Below are 2282 nucleotides of genomic sequence, written 5' to 3'. Positions count from 1 at the left end.
CCGAACCGGTTCGTGACCCGCCCTCTTCGTCGTTCCGGCCTCGCTCAGATGCGGACCTGGACAGCGCGGGCCAGCCGGTCGTGCAGGCCGCGGCCGTCGCGGTCCCAGACCAGGGCCGGGATCGCCAGGCACAGCAGCACGCTGCGGACGACCGCCCGCCCGAACGTGAGCCGACCGCCGCTCTCGGCGACGACCCGGAGGCCCAGGACGCGCTTGCCGGGCGTGCAGCCGATGGTCCCGACGGTGAGCACGCCCAGTACGAGGAAGACGCCGAGCGCCCAGTTTCCCGCCGCCTGCTGGTCACCGCGGGCGAACAGCCCGTATGCGATCAGCATGCACAGGGCCCAGTCGATGAAGAGCGCGCCCAGGCGTCGGCCGAACGGCGCCACGGAACCCGGCCCGTGCTCGGGCAGACCGAGCCGCTTGCCCCGGTGGCCGAACTCGACGCCCATCTCCTCGGAGGTCGCGCGCGGCCCCGAGAGCCACGATCCGATTGCTTGCCTAGTGTCCACCCGAACACGGTACTGCGCCGCGCCCCGCCGACCGCCGGGCGGGGTGGCCGCCGCGGGCTTCCGAGCGGGCCGGACGAGGGATCCGAACCGGTCTCGACGTGCCGCGCGTGCCCGGCTCGGTTAACTTCTGCGAAACAAATGGGTCATGCTTGAGAAATCCGGCCTGCCTAAGGTCGGCCCCAGCGTGTGCCACCGCACTGGCCGCACCACGAGCTGCAACCCCGTCCCTCCCGGGCCGGGAGTAGGAGGAGTTGGATGTTCCAGAACGCCGAGGACGCGAAGAAGTTCATCGCCGACGAAGACGTCAAGTTCATCGATGTCCGGTTCTGTGACCTGCCCGGCGTGATGCAGCACGTCACGGTGCCGGCGGCGACCTTCGACCCGGCCGACGAGCTTGCCTTCGACGGCTCGTCGATCCGCGGTTTCCAGGCCATCCACGAGTCCGACATGGCGCTGCGCGCGGACCTGTCGACCGCCCGTGTCGACCCGTTCCGCCGCGACAAGACCGTCAACATCAACTTCTTCATCCACGACCCGATCACCGGCGAGCAGTACAGCCGTGACCCGCGGAACGTGGCCAAGAAGGCCGAGGCGTACCTCGCCTCCACCGGCATCGCCGACACCGCTTACTTCGGTCCCGAGGCCGAGTTCTACGTCTTCGACAGCGTCCGCTTCCAGACGTCGTCGAACGAGAGCTTCTACCACATCGACTCGGAGGCCGGTGCCTGGAACACCGGTGCCCTCGAGGACAACCGTGGGTACAAGGTCCGCTACAAGGGTGGCTACTTCCCGGTCCCGCCGGTCGACCACTTCGCCGACCTGCGCGCCGAGATGTCCCTGGAGCTGGAGAAGAGCGGTCTCCAGATCGAGCGCCAGCACCACGAGGTCGGCACCGCCGGCCAGGCGGAGATCAACTACAAGTTCAACACGCTGCTCGCCGCAGCCGACGACCTGATGCTCTTCAAGTACATCGTGAAGAACGTCGCCTGGCGCAACAACAAGACCGCGACGTTCATGCCGAAGCCGATCTTCGGCGACAACGGCTCGGGCATGCACGTCCACCAGTCCCTGTGGGCCGGCGGCGACCCGCTGTTCTACGACGAGCAGGGCTACGCGGGCCTCTCGGACATCGCCCGCTACTACATCGGCGGCATCCTCAAGCACGCTCCGTCGCTGCTGGCCTTCACGAACCCGACGGTGAACTCGTACCACCGCCTGGTCCCCGGCTTCGAGGCCCCGGTCAACATGGTGTACTCGCAGCGCAACCGTTCCGCCGCGATGCGTATCCCGATCACGGGCTCCAACCCGAAGGCCAAGCGCGTCGAGTTCCGCGCCCCGGACCCGTCGTCCAACCCGTACCTCGCCTTCTCCGCTCTGCTGATGGCGGGCCTCGACGGCATCAAGAACAAGATCGAGCCCGCCGAGCCGATCGACAAGGACCTGTACGAGCTGGCTCCCGAGGAGCACGCGACCGTCCAGCAGGTCCCGACCTCCCTCCCGGCCGTCCTGGAGGCGCTGGAGGCGGACAACGAGTACCTGCAGGCCGGCGGCGTCTTCACGTCCGACCTGATCGAGACGTGGATCGACTACAAGCGCACCAACGAGATCGCCCCGATCCAGCTGCGCCCGCACCCGCACGAGTTCGAGCTGTACTTCGACCTGTAAGCCGCGGGGCCGGGGGACGGCCCTCTTGTGCACCGGGTGTGCACCGTCGGCCGATTCCCTGACTTGACGTCAGAGACAACAGCGAGGGCCGCTTCCCCCTGGTCG

At 68.1% G+C, this 2282-nt stretch carries 2 protein-coding genes; one reads left to right on the top strand and one right to left on the bottom strand.

Annotated features, from left to right (window positions below; all coding sequences use genetic code 11):
* Nucleotides 1–44: 44 nt before the first annotated feature.
* Nucleotides 45–512: an RDD family protein gene (locus ACFU8Q_RS41060; protein ID WP_384465197.1), complete on the bottom strand. Its 468-nt coding sequence runs from the start codon at nucleotides 510–512 to the stop codon at nucleotides 45–47.
* Nucleotides 513–767: 255 nt separating this feature from the next.
* Here ACFU8Q_RS41060 and glnA point away from each other — a divergent pair, with 255 nt between their 5' ends.
* Nucleotides 768–2177, top strand: coding sequence for a type I glutamate--ammonia ligase (glnA, locus tag ACFU8Q_RS41055; RefSeq protein ID WP_384465194.1), 1410 nt, complete (start codon nucleotides 768–770; stop codon nucleotides 2175–2177).
* The last annotated feature ends 105 nt before the right edge of the window (nucleotides 2178–2282 follow it).

It is taken from the genome of Streptomyces sp. NPDC057543 (assembly GCF_042801895.1).
Classification (GTDB): Bacteria; Actinomycetota; Actinomycetes; order Streptomycetales; family Streptomycetaceae; genus Streptomyces.
Note: the sequence above shows the minus strand (reverse complement) of the source record. Positions and strands in the feature narration are given on the sequence as shown.